Here is an 18,237-nt window from a genome sequence, read left to right as displayed (position 1 = left end):
AAACCGCCGCGCACGGGAAATTGACACATACAGTCAGCCAACTCTTCCGATGGCGGCGCTCACGCGTCGCTGCGTCCCAGTGCGCACCACGCCGATGCGCCGCACTGCTCGCGCTGCACTTCGGTGCGGCCCCAGCGGCAGCTATGCCCCGCCCCGGTGCATTGCTGCGCAGCAGCTGTGTCCGTATATACCCCGATCCACAGAGTCGGCTGCCGTGCAAAAATCAACTGTACCAAACACTTTTGGCAATACGGCACTTCAAAATAGCGCCAGGACAATCCTTCGTCTGCGCCGGCTGCTTAACCCATCAGATCGCATCAAAAGTGTATGGAACACTAATTGCATCTGTTGAGAGCGATTTCGCAAACCACGTCCCTTTAGAGGATTCAGCCATGCTGCCCACCAAGTCCCCGATGCTCCGTCCGGTTCCATTCCGCTCGACGGCGGTCTGCGCCGCCCTCGCACTCGCCCTGCCTGCTGCCGTGCATGCGCAGCAGCAGAGCCCAACGCCCGCTGCCGCGCAGGCCGCATCGGAAAGCCGGGAGTTCGCCATTCCCGCAGGCCCGCTTTCCGCGACCCTGCAAGCGATCGCCGCGATCGGTGGCAAGCGCGTTCAGTTCGACGAAGCGGACGTGCGGGGTTTGAAGGCGCCCAAGATATCCGCGCAGACCACGGAGCAAGGGGCCATCCAGGCCGCCATCTCCGGCAGCGGACTCACCATGGCGACGAACGGCGACGGTTCGATCCGCGTGTTCGTGCAGCAACTGGCGGCTGTAGCCGTCACGGCCAAGCGCGACGAAGCCGAAACCGGCTTCCGCGCATCCAGCTCCTCCACCGCAACGCGCGGTGCATCCGACCTGCTCGACGTCCCGCAGTCAGTCACGGTGCTGACCGCCAAGGTGCTGGAGACCCAGCAGTCCGCCACCATCGAAGACGCGGTGCGGAACGTCGCCGGCGTGGTGGTGACTCCCGCCACGCAAGGAGCGAGCGGCTTCAACATCCGCGGCTTCAACTCAGGCACCGCTACGCTGTCCAATGGGCTGAGTGATCCCAACTCCGTCAAGACCAATATCGCCGGCGTGGAGCGCATCGAAATCCTCAAAGGGCCACAAGCCCTGCTCGCCGGCGCGAACGCCCTCGGCGGCACCTTGAATATCGTCACCAAGAAGCCGACGACCGAAACCATCCGCGATGTGTCGGTCAGCTACGGCAGCCATGCCGAACGCACCGGCACGATCGACCTGGCCGGCGCCATCAACGACAGCAAGGAGCTGAGCTACCGAGTGATCGGATCGGCAACGCGTGCCGGTGGCAGCGCCGCGGGCTACGACGGACGTTCGCAGACCTACGGATTGGGCGAACTGCGCTGGAAGAACGCGAACACGGATTTCATGGCCGGCGTGTCGGCGGACAAGTCGCGCTCGGTACTGGACCGGTACACGGTGGCGATCCGGGGCTTCATCGAGCCCTATCCATCCACCCTGCCCGGCAACCGGGACAACGGCATCGACACCGAAACGCGCTCGGTGTTCTACACCCTGCAGCACTCCTTCTCTGATGCGCTGCAATTCAACAGCCGCATGCAGCGGGTCAGCACTGACCAGGATCTGGCCGTGTGGACCCCGCAATTCCCGCTCAGTGTTCCCAACCTGCGGCTGAACTACAGCGGCACCATGAACAAGGTCAACCAGACCACCACCAGCGGCGACCACTACCTGAGCTACAAGTTCAAGACGGGCCCGATCGAGCAACGCATGGTGGCCGGCATCAACCACAGCGACTACAGCTTCGATCAAACCCAGTACGCGGGCTCGAATGTGGCGGTGCGCTTTGACCAGCCTACGCAGTACCCCTTCCCCGCCCTGGTGGCCAGCGATAGCAATCGCTCGTTCCGCAGCTATTCACCGCAGGAACAAAGGCGCCTGTACCTGCAGGACACGCTGAAGTGGGAGCAATTGACGCTGGTAGCGGGCCTGCGCCACACGAGCATTGACACCGGCCCTGGCTTCACCACCGTATATACGACGCCTCAAAGGCCCGACACGGTGACGGCCAAGCAATCGTTCAGCAAGAACACCGTCAACGCCGGGCTGATCTACAACCTGGACTGGAACACGTCGATCTACGGCAGCTACGCTGAAGGCTTCTCGCCGCTGTTCTCCGACCTGTCCATCTGCGGCACCAATTCGTCGTCCACGCCGCCCACCATGTCCAAGAGCAAGGAACTGGGCATCAAGAGCAATGTGGACGATCGCTTCTCCTGGTCTGCCGCCGTCTTCCAGATCGATCAGGTCAACCTCCTGCGGCGCAACCGCCCGCGCAATTGCAATGACCTGATCGACGGGCAGAGGTCTCGCGGCGTGGAACTGGAGGCGTCGGGCAAACCCATGCCTGGGCTCAATCTCATCTTCAACTACTCCTACAACAAGCGCAGGAGCATGATCGATCCGGCCGCACGGCCGGGCGCGGGGCCGGACACCCAAGTCAGCGCGTGGAGCACCTACGACTTCCAGTCGGAGCGCCTGCGCCACTGGAGCGTCGCCTTCGGCATCAGCGCCTGGGGCGACTCCCCGCTGGGGCTCACCGACACGGCTACGCGCGCGCCCGGCGGCGCCCGCATCGACGCCGGCATCGCCTACACGCAGCCTGAATGGTCGCTGCGGCTGGGTGTGAAGAACGTGGCAAACCGCACCCTCTACGGTTATTCCTCGTCCACCATGTTCGTGCCGATCTACGACAAGCGCACCTTCATGCTGACCTACCAGCGCAAGCTCTGACGGCTTGTCGGCGGGGCGGTCGGCATGCCCGATTCGCCCCGCCGCACATCACTGTTCTGCGCCCGCATCCCCACCCAGCTCTTCTCCGTTCATGACCATCCACCGCCACCGTGCTCGTCTGCGCGACCTAATCCTGCCCTACTGGACTTCGCGCGAAAGCTGGCGTGGCTGGATTCTTCTCGCCGCACGGCTGGTGCTCATGTTCACTAGCGTCTATGTGGCCATCTGGGCCAACCAGTTGTCGGGCGAGGTCGTGGATGCGATGGTCAAGCGGGATTGGGACGGCATCTGGCGCAGCCTGGGCCTGTCCTGGATCGCCGGCATGCTGGCGATGCTGGTGTCCATGGTGCTGCTCTTTGCGATTACCGAACTGCAGCAGTACGAGTGGCGCACCTCCATGACGCGCTGGTTTCTGAACGCATGGACCCGCCGACGCACGTACTACGCCATAGAGCGGGACGGGTGCCTGGACAACGCGGACCAACGCATCTCGCAGGACATTCCCCGGTTCATCGAACTGACGCTGCATCTGTTCCTCAATCCTATCCATGTGGTGGTCACCGCAGCGTCCTTTACCGTCATCCTCTGGAACCTGTCCGGCACGCTGCATTTCACGCTGTGGGGCATCGACTTCGCGATCCCCGGCTACATGGTCTATCTGGTCTATGCGTATTCCGCAGGCTCGCTGCTGATATCCCATTTCACCGGCCGCCCGCTGATCTATCTATTCAACCGCCGCCAGACCGTCGAGGCCGATTTCCGCTACCGCGGCATGCAGCTGCGCGAAAACGCCGAGCAGATCGCTTTCTACGACGGCGGTGCGCAGGAAAAGCAACGGCTCGATGAGTCCTTCGAGGAGGTGCGCGCCAACTGGCGGGACATCATCGTGCGCAACGTCAAGCTGATCCTGGCCCGCGAAACCTACACGCACACCGCCTCCACGCAACTGCTGCCGACGGCGGCAGCGCTGCCGCGCTATCTCTCCGGCGCCATCACGCTGGGCGACGTGACCCGCGTGGGTGGTGCCTTCTCTGGCGTCAGCAGCAGCCTGGCCTTCTTCAGCCAGGCCTACGTCACGTTCACCGAATGGTGGGCCCTCGGTAACCGGCTGCGCGATCTGATGGGCGCCATCCAGGAAGTTAACGAACGGCCGGCGGGCATCCATGTCGCGCGCGCATCCGGTGACGCGATCGCAGGGCAGAACCTCGCACTGCGCAGGCCGGACGGTGAACCGCTGGCCTTCATCCCGGCACTACGCATGCGCCGAGGCGAGCGCTGGCTCGTGCGCGGCACGTCAGGCGCCGGCAAGAGCACCTTGCTGCGCGCCGTGGCGGGCATCTGGCCCTACGGTGACGGCGAGATCACCCACCCCGAAGGCGGCCGGCTGATGTTCCTGCCGCAGCGCAGCTATATCCCACAGGGCACGCTCAAAGCGGCGCTTTGCTATCCCGGCCAGCCCGAAGATTTCGACGACGGGCGCGTGCGCGAGGTGCTGAACGAAGCGCGGCTGGGGACTCTCGCGTGCCGGCTGCACGAGAGCGACCGTTGGCAGCAAAAGCTCTCGGGCGGCGAGCAGCAGCGGCTGGCGATCTGCCGCGCGCTGTTGCATCGGCCCGACTACTTGTTCCTGGACGAAGCGACCAGCGCACTCGATCCCGACACCGAAAAGGCGCTTTACCAGGCACTGCTGCACGCATTGCCGCACAGCACCCTGATCAGCGTCGCACACCGCGAATCGCTGGCCTCCTATCACGACCACGTGCTGGACCTCACGCCGCACCAGCGCGAAAGCGACAGCACAAGCGGCGACGGGCTCGATGGCAGCGGCCACAGTGCCTCGCCATGTCCCGCGCCCATCTGAATCCACCTCTTCGTCTTTCATCCACTTTCCCACCATTCGCAGGAACCGAACCATGAGCTCCAACGTCCTCCCCCTCACCAACGCCACCTTCGCAGAACACGTCCTCCAGTCCTCAGGCCCCGTCCTGGTGGATTTCTGGGCCGAATGGTGCGCCCCCTGCAAGCAGTTGCTGCCCATCGTGGACGACATCGCAGAGGAGTACGCCGGCGAAGCCCGCGTCTGCAAGATCAATGCGGACGAAAACAAGGAAACCATGCAGCAGTTCCAGGTACGCGGCCTGCCCACCATGATCCTTTTCATGGACGGCAAAGAAACAGCCCGTCTGGTGGGCCTGGTCTCCAAGACGCGCATCGCCCAGCTCATCGACGAAGCCCTGGAAGCCTGACATGACCTTGCACGCTTACCACGGCGATCCCCAACTGCGCCAGCAGGTGATCGACAGACTGCAAGCCCTTGAACAGGCCGGCCGATGGGAGCACCGGCCCCTTTACTGGAACGGCGAGGTCGGCAGCTTCATCGGCACTCTGCTGCAGGGCGATGACCTGGACCGCTGGGAGGCCGATTACGGCCTGCCGAAGTGGCTCGCCTTCACGATCGATTCGATGGTCGCCGCGAATTCGACGCTCGGCGTCTCCTGGGGCATCCACCTGATGCAGGGCATTCCGCCTGGCATGGCGATGGACACCCTGGGCAGCCGCAGCCTGCTGGAACTGCTGAAGGGCAAGACCCACGGGCTGAAAGGCATGGAAGCTGCCACCGGCCTGGCCGAAGCGCTGGAAGGCGTGGCCGCTCTGCATGAAGCGCGCCTGGCAGGCCAGGACATCGACAACGCCAGCTGGCGCAAAGCCCGCCGCGCAGCGGTCGAGCAGACCAACGCCCAGACGCCCGAGTCAGTGGCCGCATCCGTGGGGACCTGCATCGAATCCGCCGCCTGGGACCCGATGCAGTCCCGCAGCGCCGTGTCGGACACGCTGCGCGGCTGGATGAACGCCCGCATCGCCGCGAGCATGGCCGCCTATTCCTGGGACAAGGCGGACGACGAAGACATGAGGCAGACGCTGGACGCGCTTCGCGCGGAAGACGAGGCCAGCCGAGATCCTGGGGACACCAACTACACCAATGTCTTCCTGCTGCTGGAGCAAAAGCATCCCGAGAAAGCCAGGCGTCTGAGGGCCTTCTATCGATACCAGAAGAGCCAGTACGGCAAACAATGGCGCCAGGCAGCGCTGGTGATGCAGAACATCCTGCATGCCGCGGACGGCGACGCGCCCGCAACGCTCATCCCCCGCAAGCACCTGTTCGCCAACCCGGCGCGGGCGGCCATGAGCATCAGCCCGGACGGCCGGTGGCTGGCCTGGCTGGCGGACGGCGACGGCGTGATGAATATCTGGGCCGCGCCCAGCAGCAACCCGCGCGAGGCCCGGCAGATCACCCGGGACACGCGCCGCGGCATCCAGAGCTTCAATTGGACCTACGTTCCGGGCATGCTGCTGTTCTCGCAGGACCGCGATGGCGACGAGAACTTTCAGGTGTTCGGTGCCGACCTGGAGGAAGGCAGCCTCCGGGCCCTGACCCCCGCGGCGCCCGGCGTCCGCACGGGTGTGCAAAGCATCAGCCGGGAGCGGCGCGAAGAAATCGCGGTCGTCTCGAACGGGCGCGACGCACGCTTCTTCGACGTTCATGTGCTGAATCTGCGCACCGGAGGCATGCAGTGCATCGAAGAGAACACCGGCTTTGCCGGCTTCATGCTGGATGCCCAGTACCAGGTAAAGCTGGCCGTGCGCAACACACGGGATGGCGGCAGCGAATGGCTGCGGCGCGATGCCGCCGGGGCCTGGCATCCCTGGCAGGTTTTCTCGGCGGAAGACGGGCGCAGTTCGGGCCCCTCCCATTTCGATGTCGAGGGCCGCACGCTGTATGCCTACGACAGCCGCGGTCGCGACACCGCCGCGCTGGTTGCGATCGATTGGAACAGCGGCGCCATCACCGTGCTGGCCGAAGACCCGCGCGCTGACATCGGCGGCATGATCACCGATGTGGCCAGCTACCGCCCCCTGGCCTACAGCGTGACCTACGAGCGCTCCAAGCTGCACATGCTGGACAGCTCCATCGAGCGTGACATCGAAACCCTCGACGGCTATGCCGGCGATGGCGAATGGCGCCTGACCTCACGCACCGAAGACGACCAGCAGTGGGTCGTCGCCTTGTCGTCCGACACGCGTCCGTCCTCCACATGGCTGTACGACCGCAAGAAGCAAGCCATGCAGCACCTGTTGGATCTGCGGCCCGAACTCACCTGGGCTCCGCTGGCGCGGATGCAGCCGGTCGTCATTCCGGCGCGCGACGGCCTCTCGCTGGTGTCTTATCTGACGGTGCCCGCAGGCTCAGAGAGGGGTGAGCTGCGCGCCGCCTCGCCGCTGCCGCTGGTGATGCTGGTACACGGCGGCCCCTGGTCGCGCGATGGCTTCGGTTTCAACCCCATGCACCAGTGGCTGGCCAATCGCGGCTACGCGGTGTTGAGCGTCAATTTCCGCGGCTCGACCGGTTTCGGCAAGCGCTTCGTCAACGCGGCGGATGGCGAATGGGGCCGCAAGATGGACGAGGACCTGGAGGACGCCATCGCCTGGGCGCTGGAACGAGGCATCGCCGATCCGCAACGCCTGGCCATCTTTGGCGGCAGCTACGGCGGCTATGCCGTGCTGTCGGCGCTCACGCGGTACCCCTCGCGCTACGCCTGCGGCATCGACGTGGTGGGCCCTTCCAACCTCGAAACGCTGCTGGCCTCCATTCCCGCCTACTGGGAAGCGGACCGCGTGCGCCAGCACCGTGCGATGGGAGATCCGGGAACTGAAGAGGGGCTGGCCCAGCTGCGCGACCGCTCGCCCCTGCACCGCGCCGCGCAGATCCGCACGCCGCTACTCATCGCCCACGGTGCCAACGACCCGCGCGTGAAGCAAGTCGAGGCCGAGCAGATGGTGGAAGCGTTGCGAAGCAACGGCGTCCCGGTGAGCTATGCGCTCTACACCGACGAAGGCCACGGCTTTGTGCGCGAGGCCAACCGCATGTCGTTCAACGCGCTATGCGAATCCTTCCTGGCACAGCACCTGGGTGGACGAGCCGAGGCCCCGGCCGACGACGACCACGCGGGCCACACGCTGCAGCTGGCCGAGTACGGTGCCCGCGAGGACGCATGATGGACGCAGCAGCCCTTGCCCCCCTCAGCGCGCCGGCACCTTCCACCAGGTCGGGCTTCGGCCGCCAGCGCGCCTGGGAGGCCCAGTGCATCGCGCGGATCGAGGCGGACTTCCGCCGTTCGGCCGACACGCACCTGATCTCGTTGCCGATGCCGCGCTACCCCGGCATCGCCGCGTACCTGAAGGACGAATCCAGCCACCCCACCGGCAGCCTCAAGCACCGGCTGGCCCGCTCGCTGTTCCTGTACGCGCTGTCCAACGGCTGGCTGCGCGAAGGCGCGCCGGTGATAGAAGCCTCCAGCGGATCGACGGCTGTCTCGGAGGCCTACTTCGCCCGCCTCCTGGGCCTGCCCTTCATCGCCGTGGTGCCTGCATCCACCTCGCCGGAGAAGATCGCGGCCATCGAATTCCATGGCGGCCGCTGCCACTTCGTGGAGCGCGCCTGCGACCTGCATGCAGCCTCCGTGATGCTGGCCCGCGAAAGCGGCGGCCACTTCATGGACCAGTTCATGTACGCCGAGCGTGCCACCGACTGGCGAGCCAACAACAACATCGCGGAATCGATCTTCCGGCAGATGCAGCTGGAGCCGCATCCGGTGCCCGACTGGATCGTCTGCAGCCCCGGCACCGGCGGCACCTCCGCCACGCTGGGCCGCTACGTGCGCTACCGCCAGCACCCCACGCGCATCCTCTGCGCCGATCCGGAAATCTCGGTGTTCTTCGATTACTACGAGGACGTGCAGCAAGGCCGTCCCGACATGTCGTTGACTGTGCCCCAGGGCTCGCGTATCGAAGGCATTGGGCGCCCGCAGGTGGAGCGCAGCTTCATCGCCCACTGCGTCGATGCCATGGTCAAGGTGCCCGACGCGCTCTCGCTCGCCGCCATGCGCCATGTCTCGCGCACGCTGGGCCGCCGCGTGGGCGGCTCCACCGGCACCAACTTCATCGGCCTGCTCTGGGCGGCGCAGCAGATGGCCGCGGAAGGGCGTGAAGGGTCCATCGTCTCCATCCTCTGCGACAGCGGCGAACGCTACGCACAGAGCTACTACGACAGCGCCTGGTACCAGCGCAACGGCATCGACATCGCGCAGGCGGAGCAGCAGCTGCAAGGCTTTATCGACGGCACGCCACTGGCCACCGCGCTGCGCGGCGCGCACAGCCAGGCCTGAGACCCGTGACCCCCACGCGAACCCACAGCCTGCAGACACCGTACCGGAAGGCCTGTACACCATGAACAGAAAGCCCCCCAAGAAACAACTGCGCGACCGCGTACCCGGCCTGGCGATGGTCGCCGCCCTGCACGTTGGCCTGGCCTACGTGCTGGTGACCAGCACCGACCTCCTGCCCAAGAAGGAACCCGAGAAGGATGCGCTGCTGGTCACGCTGGTGGCCGAAAAACGGCCCCAGCCGCAGATCCAGGTGCCGCCACCACCGCCGGCGCCCGCGCCGCCGCCCACCCCGAAGCCGCCGCCTCCCACGCCCCAGCCCAAGCCACCGGCGCCCAAGCCCCCACCACCGCCCCGGCCGGCACCGCAAAGCAGGCCCGTCGAGGTGCCGCCCCCCGTCCCTGCAACGCCAGAGCCACCGGCACCGCCCGCTCCTGCTCCGGCGCCCGTGCAGCCCCCTGCCCCGACGCCAGCACCGGCACCGGCTGCGGCGGTGGCGCCCGCGCCAGCGCCAGCGCCGGCGCAGCCGGCCATCGCATCGGTCGAACTGGCCTGCCCCAACTACGCCGCCGTGCGCGATGCGGTGGGATACCCCTCCCGAGCCCGCCGCCAGGGGCTGGAAGGGACCGTCACGGCCGAGTTCAACCTGTCGCCCAGCGGCGCTGTGGAAGACCTGCGCATCGCCAGCGCCACATCGGATGTGTTCGAAGGCCCCGTGCTCGAAGCCATGCGCCAGCTGCGCTGCACAGGCCAGGGCCGACAGGTGCGCGTGCGGGTTCCCTTCAGCTTCCGCCTGAAATGACCTGACGCCCCGCCGCCCCGTTCCGCCCGCCCCCCGTTCCACCTTTTGCCTTGATTCCTGGAGAAAGAGCCATGTCCCAACGACCGTTCCACACCGTTTCCCTGCGCCAACTGGCCGCAGCACCGCTGATAGCGCTGGCACTGCTGGCCACTCCGCTGGGCGCCTCCGCGCAGGCAACGCCCGCCACCGACGCGGCGCAGACCGCGCCAGCCACGACCACGGCCCCCCCTGCCGCCGCGCCCACGGCCTCCGTGGCCGCCGCGCCGCGCAAGGACCCCGAACAGAACCCTTATGGCTTCAAGGCCATGTGGGAGCACGGCGACCTGGTCTCCCGGGGCACGCTGTTCATCCTGCTCATCATGTCGGCCACCAGCTGGTACGTGATCATCGTCAAGCTGCTGGAGCAGCGCGGCGTGCACCGCGATGCGCAGCAGGTGCAGGGCGACTTCTGGCGCCAGGCCGACCTGCGCGCCGCTTCCAAGGCATTGCCCGATCGCAGCGTGTTCCGCTACGTGGCCGAATCCGGGCTCATCGCCCAGAAACAGTACGAAGGTCCGCTCACCCAGCAGGTGGACCGCAACAGCTGGCTGAGCCAGTCGGTCCTGCAGGCTATCGACGCCATCGGCGATCGTCTCCAGGGCGGCCTCGCGGTGCTGGCCACCGTCGGCTCGACGGCGCCTTTCGTGGGCCTCTTCGGCACCGTCTGGGGCATCTACCACGCGCTCACGGCCATCGGCCTGGCGGGGCAGGCCAGCATCGACAAGGTGGCCGGCCCGGTGGGCGAGGCGCTCATCATGACCGCCATCGGCCTGGCCGCCGCCGTGCCCGCCGTGCTGGGCTACAACTGGCTGGTGCGCCGCAACAAGGTGGCGCTCGATGAGGTGCGCGATTTCGGCACCCACCTGCACACGGCGCTGCTGGGCGGCAAGCCCGCCATCACGCTGGAGGCCTGACCATGGCGATGAACGTCGGCCACGACAGCGGCGATCCGCTGGTGTCGTCCATCAACACCACCCCGCTGGTGGACGTGATGCTGGTGCTGCTCATCATCTTCCTCATCACCATCCCGGTGGCCACGCAGACCGTGCCCGTCGTCCTGCCCAAGGAAAGCAACGATCCGCGCCAGGCCCAGTTGGAAGACATCGACCTGTCAGTGACGCGCGACGGCGGCATCTACTGGAACGCCGTGCCGATCAGCCTCGATACGCTGCGCCAGCGCTTCGCCGAAGCCGCGGCCCACAAGCCGCAGCCCATGGTGCAGGTGTATGGCGATGCCTCGGCCAGCTACCTGCCGGTGGGCCGCATCGTGCGCGCCGCGCAGGATGCCGGCATCGAGAAGCTGGGCTTCGTGACCGAACCGGTCCGTACCCCCTGACCCGGGAGAACCACCATGGCCTTGCCGAGACAGGGAAAGAAGCCCGACAACGCACTGATGATGGAGATCAACACCACGCCGCTCATCGACGTGATGCTGGTGCTGCTCATCATGCTGATCATCACCATCCCGATGCAACTGCACACGGTCGAGCTGGATCTGCCCACGTCCACCGACAGCCCGCCGCCGCCGCAGAAGGAAACGCGCATCGTGCGCATCGGCATCGGGCCCCAAGACCGCATTCAGTGGAACGGAGAGACCATCGACCTCGCCACGCTGAACGAGCGGCTGACCACCGCCGCCACCCAGGCGGACCATCCCGAACTGCACGTGCGCCCCGATGCGCTCGCCAACTACGCCACGGTGGTGCATGTGATGGCCTCCATCAAGCAGCACGGACTCACCAAGGTCGGACTGACGGGCCAGGAGCAGTTCGACTGAGCCGCGTCGATCCACGCAACCCCGAACGAACCGGACACCCCCTATGAAATTCCAACTGCAGTCTTTTGCCAACCCTGCCCGCCTGCTGGAAGCCGATTGCGACGGCCTCGTCGTCGGCATCACCGCCTCCAAGTTCAAGGGCCTCGCCAAGGCCATCGACCAAGCCACGGACGGTCTGCTGACGCGCCTGCAGGCCGAAGGCGAGCTCACTGCCAAGTCCGGCCAAACCCTGCTGTTGCAGGCCGTGGCCGGCGTGAAGGCGCGCCGCTTGCTGCTGGTGGGCACCGAGGCCTCCGCTTCAGGGCCTGCGCCGGATGCCGCGGCCCTGGCCCGAGCCACAGCCAAGGCCCTGGCCACCACGCGCGCCGCGAACATCGTCTGGGCGCTGGGTGATGACGAAGAGCTCTGCGCCCACGCCCTGCTGGAAATGCAGCAGGCCGATTACCGCTTCGACGCCTATCGCACGGGTGAGCAGCCGGCGCCGCCACCGGAGCGCACACTGCACTTCGCCACCCCGGACGAGAAGCGCCATGGCGCGCTGCATGCCCGCCTGGCGCAGGCGCAGGCCATCGCCAACGGCGTGGCGCTGGCGCGCGATCTGGGCAACACGCCGCCCAATGTCTGCACCCCCACGCATCTGGCAGAGGCCGCACAGGCGCTGGGCCGCGACTGGGGCCTGGACGTCGAGGTGTTCGATCGCGCAGCCATCGAGGCGCTGGGCATGCGCTCCTTCCTCGCAGTGGCCCAGGGCTCCACGCAGGAGCCGCGCCTGATCGTGCTGCGCTACCAGGGCGACAAGGCCAAGCGCGCACCCGTGGCGCTGGTCGGCAAGGGCGTGACCTTCGACTCCGGCGGCATCTCGATCAAGCCGGCCGAGGCCATGGACGAGATGAAGTACGACATGTGCGGCGCCGCCAGCGTGCTGGGCACGCTGCGCGCCTGCGCCGAGATGCGGCTCAAGGTGAACCTGGCCGCCGTGATCGTGGCCTGCGAGAACATGCCCGCCGGCAATGCGCTGAAACCCGGCGACGTCATCAAGGCGCTGAACGGCACCACCATCGAAGTGCTGAATACCGACGCGGAGGGCCGCCTGATCCTCTGCGACGCGCTCACCTATGCGCAACAGCGCTTCGCACCCGCCGAGACCATCGACATCGCGACGCTCACCGGCGCCTGCGTGATCGCGCTGGGCCATGTGCGCAGCGGCCTCTACGCCAACAGCGACACGCTGGGCCAGGCCCTGCTGGCGGCGGGCGACAAGATGGCCGATCCGGCTTGGCGCATGCCGCTGGATGCGGCCTACCACGAGTCGCTCAAGTCGCGCGTGGCCGACCTCGCCAACATCGGCGGGCGCCCCGGCGGCAGCGTCACGGCCGCCTGCTTTCTCTCGCGCTTCGTGCAGGGCCCCTGGGCCCACCTGGACATCGCCGGCACCGCCTGGAAAAGCGGCCAGGACAAGGGCGGCACCGGCCGGCCCGTGCCCCTGCTCGCCCAGTACCTGATCGACCGCGCCGCATCGTGAACCCGCTCCTCCACGCCACGCTCCCCCCGCCCACCGACGACACCCCCCTGGCCCGGCTGCGCCGGCACATGCAGGACCACGGTCTGGGCGCGTGCCTGATCCCCTCGGCCGACCCGCACCTGTCCGAATACCTGCCCGGCCACTGGCAGGGACGGCGCTGGCTCACCGGCTTCGACGGCTCCGTCGGCACGCTGGCCGTCGGAATGCAGGCGGCGGAGCTCTGGGTGGACAGCCGCTACTGGGAGCAGGCCGAGCGCCAGCTCGCCGGCAGCGGCGTCGCCATGCGCAAGGCCCTGCCGAGCGCACCCAGCCAATATCTCGAATCGCTCTGCCACCTGGCCGGACCGGGCGGTGTCGTGGCGGTCGATGGCGACGTGCTCTCCGCCGCAGTGCTCGGGCCGCTCGAATCCGTCTGCACCGCCCAGGGCCATCCATTGCGCACTGGCATCGACCCGCTGGCGGGGGTGTGGCAAGACCGCCCGGCCCTGCCCGCCGCCCCCATCACCGCCCTGCCCCCGGGCGTGCAGGGCCACGAGCGTGCGGACCGCATGCGCCTGCTGCGCGAACGGCTGCAGGCGCACGGGGCCGAATGGCATTTCCTCTCCAGCCTGGACGACATCGCCTGGCTGCTGGGCCTGCGCGGCAGCGACGTGCCCTACAACCCCGTCTTCCTTGCCCACCTGCTGATAGGCCCGCAGGGCGCCACGCTGTTCGTGGATGCGGCCCGCATGCCCGCCGAGGTGCAGCAGGCGCTGCTGGCCGACGGCATCGCGCTCGCGCCCTATGGCGATGCCAAAGGCGCACTGCAGGCCATGGCCCCCGGCTGCCGCGTGTTGATCGATCCCAGGCGGGTCACCGCCGGCCACCTGCATGCACTGGCGCAGGGCGTCATGCCGGTGCAGGCCACCAACCCCTGCGTGCTGATGAAGTCGCGCAAGAGCGAGCAGGAAGCCGCGGCCATTCGCCGCACCATGGTGCATGACGGGCTGGCCCTGGCCGAGTTCTTTGCGGCGCTGCAAGCCCAGCTTGCGCGCGGCGAAGCGCCCACCGAGCTGGACATCGACACCCAGGTCACCGCCGCACGGGCCCGCCAGCCAGGCTTCAAGGGCCCGAGCTTCGCCACCATCGCCGCCTTCAACGCCAACGGCGCCATGCCGCACTACCGGGCCACCGACGCCACCCATGCCCGCATCGAAGGCGACGGGCTGCTGCTCCTCGATTCCGGCGGGCAGTACGAAGGCGGCACCACGGACATCACACGCATGTGGGCCGTGGGCCAGCCCAGCCATGCCCAGCGGCGCGACTGCACGCTGGTGCTCAAGGGCATGATCGCGCTGTCCACCCTGCACTTTCCGCAAGGCACGCGCGCGCCCATGATCGACGCCGTGGCCCGCGCGCCGATCTGGCGCGAGAGCATTGACTACGGCCACGGCACCGGGCACGGCGTGGGATGGTTCCTCAACGTCCACGAAGGGCCGCAGTCGATCTCCGTGCGTGGCGATGCGGGCGAGGATTCGGTCATCCACCCCGGCATGGTCACCTCGATCGAGCCCGGCATCTACCGCCCCGGGCGCTGGGGCGTTCGCATCGAAAACCTGGTGCTGGCGGCCGACGCCGGCGAAAGCGCCTTCGGCCGATTCCTGGCCTTCGAGACGCTGACGCTCTGCCCCATCGACCTGCGCTGCATCTGCCACGAACTGCTGACGGCCGAAGAGGTGCGCTGGCTCAACCGCTACCACGCCACCGTGCGCGAGGCGCTGCTGCCCGGCCTCGCGGCACTGGGCAACGACCTCGCCTGCCAGTGGCTGCTGGAACACACCCAACCTCATTCCATGACGCAAGCGACTCCCGACTCCGCCCTGCCCGGCGACTCCACCGGCCCTGGCATCTCCTTCACCGGCCTCGACCCTGCCGACATCCCCGCGGCCATCGGCCAGCGCATCGACAGCGCGCGGCAGGCCCTGGACGAGCTGCTGCGCCGGCCCGACATGGACTGGCCCACGCTGGAGCGGCTGCTGGGCGCGCCGAGCGACCAGTTGAGCCGCGACTGGCTGGTGGTGCAGCACCTGGCCGCCGTGAACGACAGCCCGGCCCTGCGCAAGGCCATCGGCGAGACCATGCCCAAGGTGGTGGAGTTCTGGACACAGCTGGGCGCGAGCGCGCCGCTGCACCGCCTCTACGAAAGGCTGGACTCGGCCGCGCTCACGCCCGCACAGGCTCGCGCCCGCACCCTGGCACTGCAGGGGTTCGAGCTCTCGGGCGCCCATCTGGCAGGCCCGGCGCAGCAGCGCTTTGCCGCCATCAAGGCGCGCCTGGCAGCGCTGAGCAAGCAGTTCAGCGAGAACGCGCTGGACGCCACCGACGGCTGGCACTACCTCGCCAACGCGCCGGAAGTAGCCGGCGTGCCCCAGGACACGCTGCAGGCCGCCGCGGCCGCGGCCCGGGCGGACGGCCACGAAGGGCAGTTCAAGCTCAGCCTGAAGATGCCCGTGTACCTGGCCGTGATGCAGTTCGCCGAAGACCGCGAGCTGCGCGCACGCCTGCACCGCGCCAATAGCACGCGGGCATCCGACCTGGCGCCGCCCGAACAGGCGCGCCTAGACAACACGCCGGTCATCGACGAGATCCTCGCGCTGCGCCGCGAGCTCGCCGCCATGCTGGGCTTCGCCAACTACGCCGAGCTGTCGCTCGCCACCAAAATGGCGAACAGCCCCGCCGAGGTCGAGACCTTCCTGCTCGACCTGGCCGCACGGGCACGCCGCTCGGCGCTGCAGGACGTGGCAGAGCTGAGCGACTTCGCCCGCGAGGCGCTGGACATCGAGGACCCTCAGCCCTGGGACTGGGCCTTCATCGCCGAAAAGCTCAAGCAGGCCCGCTACCAGTTCAGCGCGCAGGACCTCAAGCCCTACTTCCCGTTCCCCGCGGTGCTGCAGGGCCTGTTCCGGCTGGCGGAGAACCTCTTCGGCATCTCCATCCACGACGCAGCGGCCGACGTGTGGCACCCGTCCGTGCGGCCCTATCGCATCGAGCGCGGCGGGCAGGCGCTGGGCCATTGCTACCTGGACCCGTTCGTGCGCCCGGGCAAGCGGGGCGGCGCCTGGATGAACGGCATCGTCAACCGCTGGAAGCGCCCGGGCGACAGCGAGCCGCGCCTGCCCGTGGCGGTGCTGGTGTGCAACTTCGCCGAGGGGGTGCAAGGCCGGCCCGCCCTGCTGGAGCATGGCGACGTGATCACGCTGTTCCACGAATTCGGGCACGCCCTGCACCATCTGCTGACCCAGGTGGACACCCTGGACGTGGCCGGCATCCGTGGCGTGGAGTGGGACGCCGTGGAGCTGCCCAGCCAGATGATGGAGAACTTCTGCTGGGAATGGCCCGTGCTGCAGGCCATCACAGCCCACGCCGACACCGGCCAGCCGCTGCCCGAAGCGCTCTACTGCAAGATGCTGGCCGCGAAGAACTTCCAGTCCGGCATGCAGACGCTGAACCAGGTCGAACGCTCGCTGGTGGACCTGCGCCTGCACACCGACCCCGCCCCGCAGACCGTGCCCACGATGCAGGCCGTGAGCCGCGCGATCGCCGTGCTGCCGCAGGCGCCCTACGTGCGCTACACGCACGCCTTCAGCCACATCTTCGCGGGCGGCTATGCGGCGGGCTACTACAGCTACCAGTGGGCCGAGGTACTCAGCGCCGACGCCTATGCCGCTTTTGAGGAAGAGGCGCGCGAGCCGGGCGTGGCCGAGCGCAGCACCGGCGAGCGCTATCTGCATTCCATCCTGGAGGCGGGCGGCAGCCGCCCGGCCATCGAGTCTTTCCAGTCCTTCAGGGGCCGGGCGCCGACCCTTGACGCCCTGCTGCGCCATCGCGGCATGGCGAACGCAGCGCACGCGACGGCCTGAGCGGCGGCGGCCTGGAAGATGCACCTCTTTTGATAGCAGGCTGCGCAGCATCCAGGCGCGCTGCGGAGCAATGAGGGCATCAAAAAATGCGGAGATGCGGGCGTATCATGGTGCGCACCGACCGCCTCCGGACCGGCCGCATCCACAGGACGCCACCATGAACCCCATCGCCCCGCCCACCTTCGACGACGTCACCGATGCCGCCCGGCGGCTGCAGGGGGTGGCGCACCATACGCCGGTGCTGCGCTCCAGCACGGCCGACGCGCAGCTGGGCGCGCAGCTCTTCTTCAAGTGCGAGAACCTGCAGCGCATGGGCGCCTTCAAATTCCGCGGCGCCTACAACACGCTCAGCCGATTCAGCGACGCGCAGCGCGAACGCGGCGTGCTGGCCTTCTCGTCGGGCAACCACGCGCAGGCCATCGCGCTGTCGGCACGGCTGCTGGACATGCCGGCCCTGATCGTCATGCCCGAGGACGCGCCTGCGGCCAAGATCGCCGCCACGCGCGAATACGGCGCACAGGTGGTCACCTTCAACCGTTTCACCGAGGACCGCGAGGCCATCAGCCGCCGCCTGGCCGAAGAGCGCGGCATGACCCTGGTGCCGCCCTTCGACCATCCGCACGTCATCGCCGGCCAGGGCACGGTGGCGCTGGAGCTGCTGCAGGAGGTGCCCGATCTGGACTACCTCTTCGTCTGCCTGGGCGGCGGCGGCCTGCTCTCGGGCTGCCTGCTGGCAGCGCAGGCCCTGGCGCCGCAGTGCCAGGTGATCGGCGTGGAGCCGGCCGCGGGCAACGACGTGCAGCAGTCGCTGCGCGCCAGCCGCATCGTGCGCATCGACACGCCGCGCACCATCGCCGACGGCGCACAGTCCCAGTCGCCGGGCGAGATCACCTTCCCCATCATCCAGCGCCACGTGGCCGACATCGTCACCGCCACCGACGAGCAGCTGGTGGCGGCGCTGCGCTTCTATGCCGAGCGCATGAAGATCGTTGTCGAGCCCACCGGCGCGCTGGCCCTGGCAGGCGCGCAGCACGGCGGCATCGACCTGCACGGCCAGCGCGTGGGCATCGTCATCAGCGGCGGCAACGTCGATATGGACCGCCTCTCGCGCTTTCTCGCCGCCTGACGCAGCGCGGCCCGCTGCAGCAGGCAGGCGGGCAGGCAAAATCGCTGCCTGCGGCAAGCGGTGTGGAAGTGCGC

At 67.9% G+C, this 18,237-nt stretch carries 12 protein-coding genes and 1 pseudogene; all 13 read left to right on the top strand.

Going from position 1 to position 18,237, the window contains the following annotated elements:
* Positions 1–392 precede the first annotated feature (392 nt).
* The 13 genes and pseudogenes from AC3A84_RS07550 (at position 393) to AC3A84_RS07490 (ending at position 18,163) form a co-directional block, all read left to right on the top strand.
* A complete protein-coding gene (locus AC3A84_RS07550) occupies positions 393–2,777 on the top strand; it encodes a TonB-dependent siderophore receptor (protein WP_487968982.1) in 2,385 nt (794 codons plus the stop codon).
* Between the two features lie 91 nt (positions 2,778–2,868).
* Complete coding sequence (locus AC3A84_RS07545; protein WP_487968981.1) at positions 2,869–4,638, top strand: ABC transporter ATP-binding protein/permease; 1,770 nt, start codon at positions 2,869–2,871, stop codon at positions 4,636–4,638.
* Positions 4,639–4,690: 52 nt separating this feature from the next.
* Entirely contained in the window at positions 4,691–5,023 is a 333-nt protein-coding gene (gene trxA / locus AC3A84_RS07540; protein ID WP_487968980.1) for a thioredoxin, read from the top strand.
* A gap of 1 nt (position 5,024) precedes the next feature.
* Positions 5,025–7,832, top strand: coding sequence for a S9 family peptidase (locus AC3A84_RS07535; protein ID WP_487968979.1), 2,808 nt, complete (start codon positions 5,025–5,027; stop codon positions 7,830–7,832).
* Positions 7,832–9,001: a PLP-dependent cysteine synthase family protein gene (locus AC3A84_RS07530; RefSeq protein WP_487968978.1), complete on the top strand. Its 1,170-nt coding sequence runs from the start codon at positions 7,832–7,834 to the stop codon at positions 8,999–9,001. Before AC3A84_RS07535 ends, AC3A84_RS07530 begins: the two co-directional genes overlap by 1 nt.
* Positions 9,002–9,062: 61 nt before the next feature.
* On the top strand, positions 9,063–9,800 hold the full coding sequence (locus AC3A84_RS07525; protein WP_487968977.1) for an energy transducer TonB: 738 nt from the start codon (positions 9,063–9,065) through the stop codon (positions 9,798–9,800).
* 71 nt (positions 9,801–9,871) lie between these two features.
* Positions 9,872–10,753, top strand: a complete 882-nt coding sequence (locus AC3A84_RS07520; RefSeq protein WP_487968976.1) for a MotA/TolQ/ExbB proton channel family protein — start codon at positions 9,872–9,874, stop codon at positions 10,751–10,753.
* Positions 10,754–10,755: 2 nt separating this feature from the next.
* Positions 10,756–11,175 carry an ExbD/TolR family protein gene (locus AC3A84_RS07515; RefSeq protein WP_487968975.1) on the top strand — a complete coding sequence of 140 codons (420 nt, stop codon included), beginning with the start codon at positions 10,756–10,758 and terminating at the stop codon, positions 11,173–11,175.
* Positions 11,176–11,190: 15 nt separating this feature from the next.
* Positions 11,191–11,616 carry an ExbD/TolR family protein gene (locus AC3A84_RS07510; protein ID WP_487968974.1) on the top strand — a complete coding sequence of 142 codons (426 nt, stop codon included), beginning with the start codon at positions 11,191–11,193 and terminating at the stop codon, positions 11,614–11,616.
* Positions 11,617–11,659: 43 nt separating this feature from the next.
* Complete coding sequence (locus tag AC3A84_RS07505) at positions 11,660–13,138, top strand: leucyl aminopeptidase (RefSeq protein WP_487968973.1); 1,479 nt, start codon at positions 11,660–11,662, stop codon at positions 13,136–13,138.
* Positions 13,135–14,952, top strand: a pseudogene (locus AC3A84_RS07500) (M24 family metallopeptidase); the annotation flags it as partial. The gene AC3A84_RS07505 and the pseudogene AC3A84_RS07500, both read left to right, overlap by 4 nt.
* A gap of 18 nt (positions 14,953–14,970) precedes the next feature.
* Positions 14,971–17,037, top strand: a complete 2,067-nt coding sequence (locus tag AC3A84_RS07495) for a M3 family metallopeptidase (protein ID WP_487969311.1) — start codon at positions 14,971–14,973, stop codon at positions 17,035–17,037.
* Positions 17,038–17,194: 157 nt separating this feature from the next.
* Complete coding sequence (locus AC3A84_RS07490; protein ID WP_487968972.1) at positions 17,195–18,163, top strand: threo-3-hydroxy-L-aspartate ammonia-lyase; 969 nt, start codon at positions 17,195–17,197, stop codon at positions 18,161–18,163.
* Positions 18,164–18,237 lie beyond the last annotated feature (74 nt).

It is taken from the genome of Paracidovorax sp. (assembly GCF_057642795.1).
The sequence above is the reverse complement of the archived record's forward strand: the minus strand, read 5'-3'. Positions and strand labels throughout refer to the sequence as shown.

What these genes read in the sequence shown, in the direction of transcription:
- AC3A84_RS07550 (WP_487968982.1), top strand. Translation starts at nt 393, where the DNA reads ATGCTGCCCACCAAGTCCCCGATGCTCCGTCCGGTTCCATTCCGCTCG.
- AC3A84_RS07545 (WP_487968981.1), top strand. Translation starts at nt 2,869, where the DNA reads ATGACCATCCACCGCCACCGTGCTCGTCTGCGCGACCTAATCCTGCCC.
- trxA (WP_487968980.1), top strand. Translation starts at nt 4,691, where the DNA reads ATGAGCTCCAACGTCCTCCCCCTCACCAACGCCACCTTCGCAGAACAC.
- AC3A84_RS07535 (WP_487968979.1), top strand. Translation starts at nt 5,025, where the DNA reads ATGACCTTGCACGCTTACCACGGCGATCCCCAACTGCGCCAGCAGGTG.
- AC3A84_RS07530 (WP_487968978.1), top strand. Translation starts at nt 7,832, where the DNA reads ATGGACGCAGCAGCCCTTGCCCCCCTCAGCGCGCCGGCACCTTCCACC.
- AC3A84_RS07525 (WP_487968977.1), top strand. Translation starts at nt 9,063, where the DNA reads ATGAACAGAAAGCCCCCCAAGAAACAACTGCGCGACCGCGTACCCGGC.
- AC3A84_RS07520 (WP_487968976.1), top strand. Translation starts at nt 9,872, where the DNA reads ATGTCCCAACGACCGTTCCACACCGTTTCCCTGCGCCAACTGGCCGCA.
- AC3A84_RS07515 (WP_487968975.1), top strand. Translation starts at nt 10,756, where the DNA reads ATGGCGATGAACGTCGGCCACGACAGCGGCGATCCGCTGGTGTCGTCC.
- AC3A84_RS07510 (WP_487968974.1), top strand. Translation starts at nt 11,191, where the DNA reads ATGGCCTTGCCGAGACAGGGAAAGAAGCCCGACAACGCACTGATGATG.
- AC3A84_RS07505 (WP_487968973.1), top strand. Translation starts at nt 11,660, where the DNA reads ATGAAATTCCAACTGCAGTCTTTTGCCAACCCTGCCCGCCTGCTGGAA.
- AC3A84_RS07495 (WP_487969311.1), top strand. Translation starts at nt 14,971, where the DNA reads ATGACGCAAGCGACTCCCGACTCCGCCCTGCCCGGCGACTCCACCGGC.
- AC3A84_RS07490 (WP_487968972.1), top strand. Translation starts at nt 17,195, where the DNA reads ATGAACCCCATCGCCCCGCCCACCTTCGACGACGTCACCGATGCCGCC.